Consider the following 14,128-nt stretch of genomic DNA (forward strand, 5'->3'; position numbering starts at 1 on the left):
ATCCGGACCGTCCGGCCCGGCCCGCGTGATGCGGCCGGGCCGGCCGCGTACCCGGCGTGACCCGTTCGGCCCGGCCCGCCGGGAGCGCGGCGGGCACGATGGTCGGCATGGACGGTCGGATCGAGGGCACCGGGCCGCGCGGGTCGCGGCACGACTACTGGGGTGTGGTCCTGGAGGCGCCGGACGCCCCGGCGCTCGCCCGGTTCTACGCCGAGCTGCTGGGGTGGCGGATCGCTTCCGCGGAGCCGGGTTTCGCGACGGTCGGCCCGCCGGACGGGGTGGCGTACCTCGGGTTCCAGACGTCGCGGGAGTACCGGCCGCCGGTGTGGCCGGCCGACGGCGGGGCCGCGCAGCAGATGATGATGCACCTCGACTTCGAGGTGTCGGACCTGGCCGCGGCGCTCGCCCACGCCCGCCGGCTGGGTGCTCGGCCCGCCACCCTCCAACCCCAGGAGTCGGTACGGGTCCTGCTCGACCCGGCCGGCCACCCGTTCTGCCTGTACGTCGACGACACGTCCGGATCGTCACCCGGCACCGCCGGTACGGTCACGCGCTGATGGATCATGGCGGCGGCGCGGTGACCTGGGCCACGAGACGCTCCCGGTACGCGGTGGGCCGGCCGCGGCACCGGCAGGATCGGGGCATGCAGACCACCACCGGCCTCGCCGCCGTACTGTTCGACATGGACGGAACCCTCGTGGACAGCGAGAAGGTCTGGACCGTCGCGCTGTACGAGCTGGCCGAGAAGCTCGGCGGCCGGCTCTCCGACGCGGCGCGTGCCGCAATGGTCGGTACCAACATGTCGCGGTCGATGGCGATCCTGCACGACGACCTGGGGCTGCCGGCCGACCGGGACACCGCCGACAGCGTGGCCTGGCTGGAGGACCGGATGGGCGAGCTGTTCGCCGACGGTCTGGTCTGGAAGCCGGGCGCGCAGGAACTGCTCGCCGCGGTCGCCGCCGCGGACATCCCCGCCGCGCTGGTCACCGCCACCCGCCGCCGGCTGGTCGAGACCGCGCTGGAGACCATCGGCCGGCGCTACTTCGCCGCCGTGGTGTGCGGCGACGACCTGGACGAGACCAAGCCGCACCCGGCTCCGTACCGGACGGCGGCGACGCTGCTGGGCGTCCCGCCGGCGCGCTGCGTCGCCATCGAGGACTCGCCGACCGGGCTGGCCAGCGCCCGCGCCGCCGGCTGCGTCGTCGTCGGCATCCCCAGCGAGGTCGACCTCACCGGTACGCCGGGCGTCACGCTCGTCGACAGCCTCACCGCCGTCGACGTGTCGTACCTGCGCAGCCTGGTCGCCTGACGGCGAACGGGCCAGGGGCGGGCGAACGCCGGGTCGGGGGAGACCCGGCCCGGCGTTCGGTGCCCGCTCACTCGTACGCGATGGCGCCGAGCACGTTGAGCCGGGCGGCGCGTACCGAGGGCAGGATCGCCGCGACGACGCCGATCACCGCCGCCAGCACCAGGTACGCGATCATCAGCCCCCACGAGAAGCTCAGGTACTTGATGCCCTGGTCGTGGAGGGCCCGGACGACCGCGGCGCCGAGGCCGGCACCGACCGCGAGGCCGAGTACGGCGCCGAACACCGAGATGGTCACGGACTCGACGGTGATCATGCTCATCACCTGCCGGCGCTTCATGCCGATGGCGCGCAGCAGTCCCAGTTCGCGGGTGCGTTCGATGACCGACAGGGCCAGCGTGTTGACCACGCCGAGCGCGGCGATGATGATCGCCAGCGTCAGCAGTACCTGGATCATGGTCTGCACGGTGTCGAACGTGGACGTCTGCTGGTGGACGAAGTCGCTGCGGTCGGCGACGGTGACCAGCGGGTTGCTCGCCAGCAGGTCGTCGATCTGCCTCTTCGCCGCGCCGGTCGACGCGCCGTCCGACACCGTGACGAACGCCGAGGTCGGGCTCGTCAGCGCGAAGTCCGACACGGCCGAGTGGGGCAGGACCCAGCCGGACATGCCGCCCTCGCCGGACGTGTAGATCCCGGACAGCGTGTACGTGCCGGAGCCGTGCGTGAGCCGGACGCGGACGGTGTCGCCGACCGACAGGTGGTCGGCCTTCGCCGTCTTGGCGTCGAGCAGCGCCTGGTGCCTGGACAGCGCGGTGACCGTACCGGCGGAGCGGGTCATGCTGACCGCGGTCGCCAGCGCCGGTACGTCGTCGGTGGCGGTGACGCCGACGGTCCTGCCGTCGACCTGGCCGCGGTCGTAGAACACCCCGGCCACCGACGACACCCCGGACACCGACCGCATCTTCGGCAGCAGCGCCGGGTCGAACGTGGGCGGCACCGCCGAGGTCTGCGTACCGGAGACGATGAGGTCGGCCTTGATCTGCTGGTTGGCGACCTTGTCGATGCTGGTCTGCACCGACGACAGCACGGTGGACACGCCGGTGATCAGCGCGATGCCGACCATCAGCGCCGCCGCCGTGATCGCGGTACGCCGCGGGTTGCGCGCCGAGTTGCGCCGCCCCAGCTTCCCGGCCGTACTGAACGACAGCAGGCGGCCGATGACGCCGACCACCGGCCGGGAGATCACCGGCGTCAGCAGTGCCACGCCGATGAAGGCGACCAGGACGCCGCCGAGGATCGCCCAGAGCGTCGCCGTACCGGACAGCGACCCGAACAGGCCCAGCCCGAGTACGCCGCCGCCGAGGACGAACACGACCGCGCCGAGTACGGTGACCCGGGTCAGCGGCCGGTCCGGGGTGGCCGCGTCGCGCATCGCCGCCACCGGCGGGATCCGCGAGGCGCGCAGCGACGGGAACAGCGCCGCCACCACCGTGATGACGATGCCGACCGCGAACGACGCGATCACCGCGCTTGCCGGTACGCCGATGGACAGTTCCAGGTTGCCGCCGCCGACGTGCGTGAACACGTACCCGAGGAGGGCGCCGACGCCGATGCCGGCGAGCAGGCCGAGGGCGCCGGCGAAGACGCCGATCACCACCGCCTCCAGGAGTACGGAGCCGATCATCTGCCTGCGGCTGGCGCCGATGGCGCGCATCAGGGCGAGTTCCCGGGTCCGCTGCGCCACGATGATCGAGAACGTGTTCAGGATCAGGAACGCCCCGACGAACAGTGCCACCCCGGCGAAGCCGAGCAGCACGTAGTTGAGGAACTTCAGCCCCTCCTTGATCGAGTCGGTCGACTTCTTGGCCAGCGCCGCCCCGGTCTGCACCTGGTACGAGCCGCCGGTCGCGGCCGACACCCGGTCCTTGAGCGTCGACTGCGACACGCCCTTGTCGGCGGTCACCGAGACCGTCGAGTACACGCCGGTGCGGCCGAGCAGGAGGTGCTGCGCCACGGGCGTGGTGAACGCGACGCTGGTCTCGCCGCCGAGCGAGTCCCGGTTGCCCGAGTAGCCGTACGTGCCGGCCACGGTGAAGTGTCGGGTCTTGCCGTCGATGATCACCGTGATCGGGTCGCCGGCCTTGAACCCCCCGGTCTTCGCCAGGCCGCCGTTGACGACCACCTCGCCGGCCGACGTCGGGCCGTGCCCGGTACGCAGCTGCACGACGTCGTTGGTGCCGCGCCAGTTCGTCCCGTACTGCTGGCCGGTGGTCGACGGGATCGCCTTGCCGCGCTTGTCCAGCGGGATGACGCCGTTGGTCATCACCTCGCCGTGCGCGGTCCTGACGCCGTCGACGCGCGCCACCTTGTCGACCAGGCTCGCCGGCAGCGTCGCGCCCGCCTCCGCCGGTCCGGTCTGCCGACCCTGGCCGGGCGCCGGTTTCGGCGACACCTGCACGTCCACGTTCTGGTACACGGTGGCGAACAGGCCCTGGAACGAGTTGCCCAGCGACGTGGTGAGCACCAGCGCGCCGGCGACGAACATGACGCCCAGGACGACGGCCAGGCCGGACAGCACCAGCCGCAGCTTGCGGGCGAGCAGGTTCTTGAGTACCGCTCGGAACATCAGCCCTCACCCCGGGGGTGCTCGCCGACCTTGTCCAGCGTCTTCATCTTCTCCAGTACGGCGTCGGCAGTCGGGTCGTGCAGCTCGTCGACGATCGCGCCGTCCGCCAGGAACACCACCCGGTCCGCGTACGAGGCGGCGTTGGGGTCGTGGGTGACCATCACGATCGTCTGCCCGAACTGGCGCACCGAGTCGCGCAGGAAACCCAGTACCTCCTGGCCGGAGCGGGAGTCCAGGTTGCCGGTCGGCTCGTCGGCGAAGACCACCTCGGGCCGCGACACCAGCGCGCGGGCGCACGCCACCCGCTGCTGCTGACCGCCGGACAGCTGCGTCGGCCGGTGCCCCAGCCGGTCCCGCAGCCCGACCGTGTCGACCACCGTGTCGAACCAGTCCCGGTCCGGTTTGCGGCCCGCGATCGACAGCGGCAGCAGGATGTTCTCCTGCGCGGTCAACGTCGGCAGCAGGTTGAACTGCTGGAAGATGAAGCCCACCTTGTCGCGGCGCAGCTCCGTCAGCCCCTTGTCGCCGAGCCCCGTCACCCTGGTCTCGCCGATGTACACCTCGCCGCGGCTCGTCGTGTCCAGCCCCGCCAGGCAGTGCATCAGCGTCGACTTGCCGGACCCCGACGGGCCCATGATCGCCGTGAACCTGCCCCGCTCGAACTCGACGTTCACGGTGCGCAGCGCGGCGAGCTGCGCCTCCCCCGTGCCGTACACCTTCCACACGTCCACCGCGCGGGCCGCGATGCCCGTCGCCGTGGTGAGCGATGTGGCCACGTTCCTCCCCCATCCGGTACCGCCGGCGGGCGGTCCCGCGCGACGTCGTCGTGCCCTGACGCTACGGGCCGTGACCGCGCGATGCGTCGTACACGGGGAGGGTTGGTGGGTACGCCGCGAGGGCGAAGCGGGCCGGAACCGGTCATCCGGATCGACCCGCAGCCGATGCTCCGGGATGACCCCGACTCCGACCTGAGCAGGAGGACCGTCTCCCACCGGTACGCCGGGGTCCGCGGTGCGCGCGCCGTCCGGTGCGTGGCGCTTCCGGCGCCGCCGGCCCGGATCGGCCCCGGCGCGCGGCCCGACCGGTCAGCCGCCCGGCCGGACCAGACCCGTCTCGTACGCGAGGACGACGGCCTGGACACGGTCGCGCAGGTCCAGTTTCGTCAGCAGGTGCCCGACGTGCGTCTTGACGGTCGTCTCGGACACCGACAGCTCGGCGGCGATCTCCGCGTTCGACAGCCCGCGCGCCACCAGGACGAGCACCTCGCGTTCCCGCTCGGTCAGTACGTCGATGCGGTCGGAGGTGCGCGCATCCGGATCCGGCAGGAACGTGCCGAACTGGTCCAGCAGCCGGCGCAGGATCCGCGGCGCCACCACCGCCTCGCCGGCCGCCACCGTGCGGATCGCCTGCACCAGATCCTCCGCCGGTACGTCCTTGGCCAGGAAGCCGCTCGCCCCCGCGCGCAGCGCCCCCACCACGTACTCGTCGAGGTCGAAGGTGGTCAGGATGAGCACCCGGACCGGCAGCCGGGCCTGCACGATGGCGCGCGTGGCGGCGACCCCGTCCATCCGCGGCATCCGGATGTCCATCAGCACCACGTCCGGCAGCAGCCGGCGGGCCAGCTCCACGCCCTCGACGCCGTCGCCGGCCTCGCCGACGACGTCCACGTCCTCCTCGGCGCCGAGCACCATGCGGAACCCGGTCCGCAGCAGCGGCTGGTCGTCGACCAGCAGCACCCGGACCGGGCGCTGCGGCCCCGGCCCGGTCGACCCGGTGCCCGTGCCCTCCGCGGAGGGAAAGACGTCGGCCGTGCTCACACGTACCCCCGTGGTTCGGCTGCCGGCAGGCGCGACAGTCCCTCCAGATTGTCCATGGGAATCCTCGCGTACACGCGGAAGCCCCCGCCGGGGCGGGGTCCGGTGGTGATCTCCCCGCCGTACAGGGCGACGCGCTCGCGCATACCGACCAGGCCGTGCCCGCCGGTCGCGTCCCCGGACGGGCCGCGGCCGGTGTCGAACACCTCCACCGTCAACGCCGACGGCCCGAACCCCAACCGGACCACCGCGCGCGCCGGACCGGCATGCTTCACCGCGTTCGTCAGCGCCTCCTGCACCAGCCGGTACACGGCCAGCCCGATCCCCGCGTCCACCGGGTACGGCTCGCCCTCGACCCGGACGTCGACCGGCAGCCCGGCCCGGCGTACCCGGGCGACCAGGTCACCGACGGCGGTCAGGCCGGGTGCCGGGGCCAGGCCCGCCTCGGGCGGCGTCGCCGGCTCGTCGTCGGTACGCAGCACGTCCAGCAGCCGGCGCAGCTCCCGCAGCGTCGTCCGTCCGGTCGCCTCGATACTGGTCAGCGCCTCGGCCGCGGCGTCTGGGTCGCGGGTCAGGCTGCGCCGGGCGCCGGTCGCCAGCACCCCCATCACGCTGACGTGGTGCGCGACCACGTCGTGCAGCTCCCGGGCGATCCGCCGGCGCTCCTCGGCCACCGCCTGCCCCGCCAACGCCTGCTGGTTGCGCTCCGCCTCGACCGCCCGCGCCTCCAACGCCCCCGTGTACGCCCGGCGCGTGCGGTTGAACTGCCCGGTCACCACGCACACCGCCGCCACCACGACGTCCACCAGGATGACCAGGGTCTGGTCGCGAGGGTCGTGCCCGGCGCGCAGCCACCCCACCACGAACGCCGGCACCCACAGCGCCGCCGTCGCCGCCAGCGCGGGCGGCAACCGGTGCCGGCTCGCCGCCGTGTACGCCAGCACGACCGCGGTCAGCTCCTGCGTCTGCCAGAAGTCCGGGTCGATCAGCGCCGCCAGGATCAGCGCCGCGGTCGCGCCGACCGCCGGCCACAGCCACTGTCGCCGGGCCAGCACCGGCAGTACGCCGAGGACCGCCCACAGCGTCGCCACCCACGGCTCGACCGGCCGGAACCGGGCCGGACCCGCCGCCAGCAGCGCCACGTACGCCAGCAGGATCGCCGCCGCGAGCACGGCGTCGCCGGCGAGCACGTCCCCGCGCAGCCGCCGGACCATCGCACCGAACGCCGTCACGTTCCGACCGTATCCAGTACGCCGCGGCGCGGGTCCTCACGCAGGCCGATCCTGATCTCCTCCGCGCGGAGGAGACGGCAGCTCCGGGAACGGCGGCGGGGTGCCACCGAACTCCGGGCACCGCGACTGGTGCGCGCACCAGTCGCACAGCCGGCTGCGCTTCGGTGGGAACTCCGCCGACTGCGTGGCCCGCTCGATCGCCGACCACAACGCCACCACGTTGCGCTCGAACCGGGCCAGCTCGTCGGCGTCCGGACTGTAGTCGCACGCCTCCCGATCCTTCAGGTACAGCAGGCGAAGCGCGCGCGGTACGACGCCGCGGGTGCGCCACAGCACCAGCGCGTAGAACTTCAGCTGGAACAGCGCCTGCGCCTCGAACGCCTCGCGCGGCGCGCCGCCGGTCTTGTAGTCCACCACCCGCAGGTCGCCGGCCGGCGACACGTCGAGCCGGTCGACGAAGCCGCGCAGCCGCAGCCCCGAGTCGAGTACGACCTCGATCAGGCTCTCCCGCTCGGCCGGCTCCAGCCGCTGCGGGTCCTCGACCGTGAAGTATCCGTCGACGAGGCCGCGCGCCGACTCCAGCCACCCGCCCAGCTGGTCGGCCGTGTCCCCGGTGAACAGCTCCGCCAGCGCCGGCTCCGCCTCGGTCAGCCGGGCCCACTCCGGCTCCAGCAACGCCAGCGCCGCCCGCCGGGTGCGCTCCGCGGCCGGCAGCTCGAACAGCTTCTCCAGCACCGCGTGCACCAGCGTGCCGCGAACCTGGTCGGTGGTCGGCGTCTCCGGCAGCCGGTCGATCGTCCGGAACCGGTAGAGCAGGGGGCAGGTCTTGAAGTCCGACGCCCGGGACGGCGACAGCGAACCGCGCACCGCGGCCAGCTCCTCGGCGGTCAGGCTGGTCTCGCGGTGCCGGCGGAGCGGATGGTCGGATCCGCGCCCGGCCGCGGTGTCGCCGTCCGCGGACCCGGTGGCACCGTCGCTGGCCGCATCGCCGGCGCCGCCGGTGGGCAGGTCGCTCGCGGTCCGTCCGGTGGGGGAGGTCTCGACCGTCATGCCCGGAAGCCTAGGGGAGGGGTACGACGCTTCCGCGGCGCCGCGTCCCCCGGGCGCGCCGTACCCGGTACACCGGACGGTGGTCGCGTGGCGCGGGCGGCGCCGGGCGCTTCAGTAGCATGGGTGCAATGGACGACAGCACCCGTTCCGCGGCCGGTGGGCCACCCGGCGTCCGGCTCGGTCGGGTCCTGGGCATCCCGGTGCACGTGTCCCTGTCCTGGCTGGTGCTCGCCGCCCTCATCACCTTCCGGTACGGCGAGGTCGTGCAGGGCAACCTGCCCGAGCTGGCCGTCCCCGCGGCGTACGCGGTGGGTTTCGGGTTCGTGCTGTGTCTGATGGTCTCGGTGTTCCTGCACGAGTTGGGGCATGCGGTGACCAGCCGGCTGCACGGCATCGGGGTCCGGGCGATCAGCCTGGAGATGCTCGGCGGGTTCACCGAGATGGAGCGCGAGTCGCCGACGCCGCGGGTGGAGCTGGCGGTGTCGCTGGTCGGCCCGGCCGTGTCGGCGGTGCTGGGGCTCGCCGGCTGGGGCGTGCTGCTCGTCGTACCGCCCGGTTCGGTGGCGCACGAGCTGGCGTTCCAGATCACCGCGAGCAACCTGATCGTGGCCGTGTTCAACGTGCTGCCCGGCCTGCCGCTGGACGGTGGCCGGGCGCTGCGGGCGCTGATCTGGGCCGCCACCGGCGACCGCTACCTCGGCACCCGCCTCGCCGGGTACGCCGGGCGTGTCGTCGCCGCGGCCACCCTGCTCGGCTGCCTCTGGCTGTACGTGCGGTCCCCGGGCGGCGCGGGCGGCTTCATCGTGGTGATCGTCGGCGCGGTGCTGGCGGTGTTCCTGTGGGCCGGTGCCGGGCAGGCGATCCGCGGTGGCCGGCTGGCCGCCCGCTTCGACCTGGTGCACGCCGGCCGCCTGGCCCGCCCCGCCCTCCAGGTCCCCTCCGGTACCCCGCTCGCCGAGGTCGGCCGGCGGGTCGCCGAGACCGGCGCCGGTGCGGTCGTCGTCCTCGACGGCGGCGGCACGCCGGTCGCGCTGGTCAGCGAGCACGCCGCCGCGGCCGTACCGGCGGAGCGGGCGCCGTGGGTGACCGTGGACACCGTCGCGCGCACGCTGGTGCCGCACCTGGTACTGCCCGCCGCGCTGGCCCGCGAGGACGTGATGCGCGCCGTCCAGACGCACCCGGCCAGCGAGTACCTGGTGGTCGACGGCCCCGTCGGGGCGCGTCCCGCCGCGGCACATATCGTCGGTGTACTCGTGGCCGACGACCTGGCCAACCTGCTGGACCCGAAGAGGACGATCCGTTGACCCTGCCTGCCCCCACCACCGACGCACCCGCCGTGCCCGGCGCCGCCCGCCGCGGCCCGTTCCGGGCGGGTGACCGGGTCCAGCTCACCGACCCGAAGGGGCGGATGCACACGATCGAGCTGGTCGCGGGCAAGGTGTTCCACACGCACCGCGGCGGGCTGCCGCACGACGACCTGATCGGCCTGCCCGAGGGCTCCGTGGTCACCTCCACCGGCGGCACCACGTACCTGGCGCTGCGCCCGCTGCTCACCGACTACGTGCTGTCGATGCCGCGCGGCGCGCAGGTCATCTACCCGAAGGACGCGGCGCAGATCGTCGCGCAGGGCGACGTGTTCCCCGGTGCGCGGGTGGTGGAGGCGGGCGCCGGTTCCGGCGCGCTGACCTGTTCGCTGCTGCGCGCGGTCGGCCCCACCGGCCACGTCCACTCGTACGAGCAGCGGCCGGAGTTCGCGGAGATCGCGCGGCGCAACGTGGAGACGTTCTTCGGTGGGCCGCACCCGGCGTGGGAGCTGACGGTCGGCGACGTCGCGGACGCCACGGACGGTGACGTGGACCGGATCGTGCTGGACATGCTGGCGCCGTGGGAGGTGCTGGACACGGTCGAGCGCGCGCTGATCCCCGGCGGCGTCCTCGTCGGGTACGTGGCGACCACGCCGCAGCTGTCGGAGCTGGTCGAGGCGCTGCGCGAGCGGGGTTCGTTCACCGAGCCGCACTCGTGGGAGTCGCTGGTCCGGGACTGGCACGTCGACGGCCTGGCGGTACGCCCGGACCACCGGATGATCGCGCACACCGCGTTCCTGGTGACGAGCCGCCGGCTGGCGGACGGCGTGGTGGCGCCGGTGCGGCGGCGCAAGCCCAGCAAGGGCGCCGAGGCGTACGCGGCGCGCCGGAAGCAGGCCGACACGCCCGGGCCGACCGGATCCTGACCCGCGCGCGCCGCAGCCGCGAGCAGGCCACCGATCCTTCGGATACCGAAGCCGAAACATCCGGGTGTGGGGGAATGTCACACCGACGCGCTACCGTACGAGCACCCAGGGTGGACGTGATCTTCACATCAACCCGGGGGCGTCGGGACGAGCCCGAACCGGGCATCACCGGTTAGGGTTTAAGACGGAAACCTCGAGCCAGGGGAGGTGGGGACGTGGCACGCAGCGAAGATGCCGAGAGCCGCGCCGCGCGCTGGGAAAAGGAGGCCCACGACCTCTCCACGCAGGTGGCATTCCTGCAGGAGGAGCTGGCCCTGGTCAGGCGGAAGCTGACCGAGAGTCCGCGACAGGTCCGGATGTTGGAGGAGCGCCTCGCGGCCGCGCAGGCCCAGGTGCAGCGACTCGGCGACCAGAACGAAAGACTGGTCGCCACGCTCAAGGACGCTCGCGAGCAGATCGTCACCCTCAAGGAAGAGATCGACCGACTTGCCCAGCCGCCCAGCGGCTACGGCGTCTTCCTCGGCAGGTACGAGGACGGCACGGTCGACGTGTTCACCGGCGGGCGCAAGCTGCGTGTCGCCGTCTCGCCGACCGTCGAGCTCGACGACCTGAGCCGCGGCCAGGAGGTCCTGCTCAACGACGCGCTCAACGTGGTCGAGGGCCTCGGCTTCGAGCGGGCCGGCGAGGTCGTCATGATCAAGGAGCTGCTGGAGTCCGTCGACGGTGTGGTCGACCGGGCGCTGGTCATCTCGCACGCCGACGAGGAGCGCGTGGTGCACCTCGCCGAGACGCTGGCGGACCAGCCGCTGCGTGCCGGCGACGCGCTCATGATCGAGCCCCGCAGTGCGTACGCGTTCGAGCGCATCCCGCGCAGCGAGGTCGAGGAGCTCGTCCTCGAAGAAGTCCCCGACATCAACTACCACGACATCGGTGGTCTCGACTCGCAGATCGAGCTGATCCGCGACGCCGTGGAGCTGCCGTTCCTGCATGCCGACCTGTTCCGTGAGCACGAGCTGCGTCCACCGAAGGGCGTCCTGCTGTACGGTCCGCCCGGCTGCGGCAAGACGCTCATCGCCAAGGCGGTGGCGAACTCGCTGGCCAAGCAGGTCAAGGAGCACCGGGAGGGGGAGAAGGCGCGCAGCTTCTTCCTCAACATCAAGGGCCCCGAGCTGCTGAACAAGTACGTGGGGGAGACGGAGCGGCACATCCGCCTGATCTTCCAGCGGGCCCGCGAGAAGGCCGGCGAGGGTGTGCCGGTCATCGTGTTCTTCGACGAGATGGACTCCATCTTCCGCACCCGCGGTTCCGGGGTCTCCTCCGACGTGGAGAACACGATCGTTCCCCAGCTCCTCAGCGAGATCGACGGCGTCGAGGGCCTGGAGAACGTCATCGTCATCGGGGCGTCCAACCGCGAGGACATGATCGACCCGGCGATCCTGCGCCCCGGCCGGCTCGACGTGAAGATCAAGATCGAGCGGCCGGACGCCGAGTCCGCGAAGGACATCTTCACCAAGTACGTCACGTCCGGTCTGCCGTTGCACCCGGACGACCTCGCCGAGCACGGTGGCTCGCGCGACGCCTGCATCGCCGCCATGGTGCAGGCCGCCGTCGAGCGGATGTACGCGGAGACGGAGGAGAACCGCTTCCTTGAGGTGACGTACGCCAACGGCGACAAGGAAGTCCTGTACTTCAAGGACTTCAACTCCGGCGCGATGATCCAGAACATCGTCGACCGGGCGAAGAAGATGGCCATCAAGGACTTCCTCAACACCGGTACGAAGGGTCTCCGGCTCACGCACCTGCTCGACGCCACCGTCGACGAGTTCCAGGAGAACGAGGACCTGCCCAACACCACCAACCCGGACGACTGGGCGCGCATCTCCGGCAAGAAGGGCGAGCGGATCGTGTACATCCGCACGCTCGTCTCCGGCAAGGGCGCCGAGGCCGGTCGTTCGATCGACACGGTCAGCAACACCGGCCAGTACCTGTAGCCGCCGGTTTTCGTTCCGCCCGTGGGGCGGCCTCCGTACCAGGGGGCCGCCCCGCGGCGTGTCGGGCGGTCCGTGCTTGCGCGGGGCTTTCCGCGGCGTGTCGGGATGGGCGCGCCGAATACCGGTCCGGTGGGGCCGGGCCGGCCGCCCGGCGGGGCGTACCGGGATAGGCTCGACCAGAGCACGCCGCACCGATACGGCAGGGCGCACCATCCGGCCAGCGAATCGAGGAAATCCCATGACAGCGGACCCGAGGCGGCGGACCACACCGGGGGCGACGGTGGGCGAGCGCCGCACCGAATCGGTACCCACCCGCCCCGATCCGCGGCCCGCCGACGACGGCCGTACCGGGCGCAGTGCCTGGCGTGTCATGGGCACCGAGGTGGAGTACGGGATCTCCGTGCCGGGGCGGCCGGGTGCCAACCCGATGGTCACCTCGTCCCAGATCGTCAACGCGTACGGGGCGCGTCCCGAGCTGGATCGCGGTGGACGTACCCGGTGGGACTACGAGGAGGAGTCGCCGCTGCGCGACGCCCGCGGCTTCACGTACTCCGGCGCGCTGTACGACCCGGCCGAGGCGCTCGCCGACGAGGACCTGGGCCTGGCCAACGTGATCCTCACCAACGGCGCCCGGCTGTACGTGGACCACGCCCACCCGGAGTACTCGACGCCCGAGTGCACGAACCCGCGCGACATCGTGCTGTGGGACAAGGCCGGCGAGCTGGTGATGGCGGAGGCGGCGCGCCGTGCGTCGGCGGTGCCCGGCGCCCAGCCGATCAACCTGTACAAGAACAACACGGACAACAAGGGCGCCAGCTACGGCACGCACGAGAACTACCTGATGCGCCGGGACACGCCGTTCGCGGACATCGTCGCGCATCTGACCCCGTTCTTCGTGAGCCGGCAGATCGTGTGCGGCGCCGGCCGGGTCGGCATCGGCCAGGACGGTTCGGGCACCGGCTTCCAGATCACCCAGCGCGCGGACTTCTTCGAGGTCGAGGTCGGGCTGGAGACCACGCTGAAGCGCCCGATCATCAACACGCGGGACGAACCGCACTCCGACGCCGACAAGTACCGGCGGCTGCACGTGATCATCGGGGATGCGAACCTGTCCGAGATCGCGACGTACCTGAAGGTCGGGACGACGGCGATCGTGCTGGCGATGGTCGAGGCGAAGGTGCTGCCGCTGGACCTGGGCATCGCCGACCCGGTCGCCGAGCTGCGCGACGTCAGCCACGACCCGACCCTGACGCACCGGATCCGGCTGCGCGACGGGCGCCGGATGACCGCGCTGGACCTCCAGTGGGCGTACCTGGAGCGCGCGCGGGCGTACTGCGAGCGCGAGTTCGGCGCCGATCTCGACGAGATCACCGCCGACGTGTTGGACCGCTGGGAGTCGGTGCTGACGAAGCTCGGCGACGACCCGATGAGCTGCGCCGACCAGCTCGACTGGGTGGCGAAACTGCGGCTGCTCAACGGATACCGCGAGCGCGAGCACCTGGACTGGTCGTCGCCGAAGCTCGCCCTGGTCGACCTGCAGTACTCGGACGTGCGGCCCGGCAAGGGGCTGTACCACCGGCTCGTCGCGCGCGGTGCGATGCAGACGCTGTTCACGCCGGAGGAGATCGTGCGCGCCGTCGGCGAGCCGCCCACCGACACCCGGGCGTACTTCCGGGGCCGGTGCCTGCGCAGCTACCCGGCCGAGGTGGTCGCGGCGAGCTGGGATTCGGTGATCTTCGACGTGGGCCGCGAGTCGCTCGTACGGGTGCCGATGATGGAGCCGCTGCGCGGTACCCAGCGGCACGTGGGCGCGCTGTTCGACCGGTGCGCCAGCGCCAAGGACCTGCTCGCCGAACTCACCGCCGATTAGGCGCGCGAA

Annotated in this window: 11 protein-coding genes; 6 read left to right on the forward strand and 5 right to left on the reverse strand. The window is 72.4% G+C overall.

From position 1 onward, the window contains the following. The first annotated feature begins 107 nt into the window (after nucleotides 1–107). A complete protein-coding gene (locus Aru02nite_RS09850) occupies nucleotides 108–557 on the forward strand; it encodes a VOC family protein (RefSeq protein ID WP_203656875.1) in 450 nt (149 codons plus the stop codon). A gap of 86 nt (nucleotides 558–643) precedes the next feature. Then, nucleotides 644–1,309 carry an HAD family hydrolase gene (locus tag Aru02nite_RS09855; protein WP_203656876.1) on the forward strand — a complete coding sequence of 222 codons (666 nt, stop codon included), beginning with the start codon at nucleotides 644–646 and terminating at the stop codon, nucleotides 1,307–1,309. 67 nt (nucleotides 1,310–1,376) lie between these two features. Here Aru02nite_RS09855 and Aru02nite_RS09860 read toward each other — a convergent pair whose 3' ends face one another. The 5 genes from Aru02nite_RS09860 to Aru02nite_RS09880 form a co-directional block, all read right to left on the reverse strand. Further along, nucleotides 1,377–3,932, reverse strand: coding sequence for an ABC transporter permease (locus Aru02nite_RS09860; RefSeq protein ID WP_203656877.1), 2,556 nt, complete (start codon nucleotides 3,930–3,932; stop codon nucleotides 1,377–1,379). Further along, nucleotides 3,932–4,708: an ABC transporter ATP-binding protein gene (locus Aru02nite_RS09865; RefSeq protein WP_203656878.1), complete on the reverse strand. Its 777-nt coding sequence runs from the start codon at nucleotides 4,706–4,708 to the stop codon at nucleotides 3,932–3,934. The genes Aru02nite_RS09860 and Aru02nite_RS09865 overlap by 1 nt, the downstream gene beginning before the upstream one ends. A gap of 309 nt (nucleotides 4,709–5,017) precedes the next feature. Continuing rightward, nucleotides 5,018–5,668 carry a response regulator gene (locus Aru02nite_RS09870; protein ID WP_203657014.1) on the reverse strand — a complete coding sequence of 217 codons (651 nt, stop codon included), beginning with the start codon at nucleotides 5,666–5,668 and terminating at the stop codon, nucleotides 5,018–5,020. 77 nt (nucleotides 5,669–5,745) lie between these two features. Further along, on the reverse strand, nucleotides 5,746–6,978 hold the full coding sequence (locus tag Aru02nite_RS09875) for a sensor histidine kinase (RefSeq protein WP_239076574.1): 1,233 nt from the start codon (nucleotides 6,976–6,978) through the stop codon (nucleotides 5,746–5,748). A 36-nt stretch (nucleotides 6,979–7,014) separates the two neighbouring features. Next, complete coding sequence (locus Aru02nite_RS09880) at nucleotides 7,015–8,028, reverse strand: RecB family exonuclease (RefSeq protein ID WP_203656879.1); 1,014 nt, start codon at nucleotides 8,026–8,028, stop codon at nucleotides 7,015–7,017. Nucleotides 8,029–8,156: 128 nt separating this feature from the next. Between Aru02nite_RS09880 and Aru02nite_RS09885 the strand changes: the two genes are divergently transcribed. From Aru02nite_RS09885 to dop, 4 genes are all read left to right on the forward strand, one after another. Next, on the forward strand, nucleotides 8,157–9,332 hold the full coding sequence (locus Aru02nite_RS09885) for a site-2 protease family protein (protein WP_203656881.1): 1,176 nt from the start codon (nucleotides 8,157–8,159) through the stop codon (nucleotides 9,330–9,332). Nucleotides 9,333–9,334: 2 nt separating this feature from the next. Then, entirely contained in the window at nucleotides 9,335–10,258 is a 924-nt protein-coding gene (locus Aru02nite_RS09890) for a tRNA (adenine-N1)-methyltransferase (protein WP_203657016.1), read from the forward strand. Between the two features lie 215 nt (nucleotides 10,259–10,473). Continuing rightward, on the forward strand, nucleotides 10,474–12,249 hold the full coding sequence (gene arc, locus Aru02nite_RS09895; RefSeq protein ID WP_203656886.1) for a proteasome ATPase: 1,776 nt from the start codon (nucleotides 10,474–10,476) through the stop codon (nucleotides 12,247–12,249). 238 nt (nucleotides 12,250–12,487) lie between these two features. Beyond that, on the forward strand, nucleotides 12,488–14,119 hold the full coding sequence (gene dop, locus Aru02nite_RS09900) for a depupylase/deamidase Dop (protein ID WP_345710175.1): 1,632 nt from the start codon (nucleotides 12,488–12,490) through the stop codon (nucleotides 14,117–14,119). The last annotated feature ends 9 nt before the right edge of the window (nucleotides 14,120–14,128 follow it).

Source organism: Actinocatenispora rupis, from assembly GCF_016861975.1.
Classification (GTDB): Bacteria; Actinomycetota; Actinomycetes; order Mycobacteriales; family Micromonosporaceae; genus Actinocatenispora; species Actinocatenispora rupis.

Coding starts and splice junctions, on each gene's coding strand:
- dop (WP_345710175.1), top strand. CDS start 12,488: ATGACAGCGGACCCGAGGCGGCGGACCACACCGGGGGCGACGGTGGGC.
- Aru02nite_RS09860 (WP_203656877.1), bottom strand. CDS start 3,932: ATGTTCCGAGCGGTACTCAAGAACCTGCTCGCCCGCAAGCTGCGGCTG.
- Aru02nite_RS09855 (WP_203656876.1), top strand. CDS start 644: ATGCAGACCACCACCGGCCTCGCCGCCGTACTGTTCGACATGGACGGA.
- Aru02nite_RS09885 (WP_203656881.1), top strand. CDS start 8,157: ATGGACGACAGCACCCGTTCCGCGGCCGGTGGGCCACCCGGCGTCCGG.
- Aru02nite_RS09880 (WP_203656879.1), bottom strand. CDS start 8,028: ATGACGGTCGAGACCTCCCCCACCGGACGGACCGCGAGCGACCTGCCC.
- Aru02nite_RS09850 (WP_203656875.1), top strand. CDS start 108: ATGGACGGTCGGATCGAGGGCACCGGGCCGCGCGGGTCGCGGCACGAC.